Genomic DNA, 419 nt, shown 5'->3' with positions numbered 1-419 from the left:
TGTCGGACCAGCTGGACACGGCCATCGAGCAGAACGGGAAGGGCGACCTGACCGCCCTCATCACCGGCAGCGACACCTGGACCGTGGAGCGTCCCTCATGACCTTCGTCATCGCCCAGCCCTGCGTCGACACCAAGGACAAGGCCTGCATCGACGAATGCCCCGTCGACTGCATCTACGAAGGCCCCCGCAAGATGTACATCAACCCCGACGAATGCGTCGACTGCGGCGCCTGCGAGCCCGTCTGCCCCGTCGAAGCCATCTTCTACGAGGACGCTCTGCCCGCGGAGTGGTCGGAGTACCGGACCGCCGACCAGGAGGTCTTCATTCCGCTGGGTGCCCCGGGCGGCGCGAGCAGTGTCCCGCCGCTGGCCGCGGACCACCCCGTGGTGGCCGCGGCACCGGTGAGCGAACCGGGCT

At 68.5% G+C, this 419-nt stretch carries 1 protein-coding gene; it reads left to right on the top strand.

What is annotated here, in order from left to right; translation table 11 throughout:
* Positions 1–97: 97 nt before the first annotated feature.
* A partial coding sequence (gene fdxA, locus IEZ21_RS38710) for a ferredoxin (RefSeq protein ID WP_189326515.1) occupies positions 98–419 on the top strand: 322 nt, incomplete at its 3' end.

This window comes from Streptomyces flaveus (assembly GCF_014647675.1).
GTDB lineage: Bacteria > Actinomycetota > Actinomycetes > Streptomycetales > Streptomycetaceae > Streptomyces > Streptomyces flaveus.
This window is presented reverse-complemented; position numbering and strand designations above follow the sequence as displayed.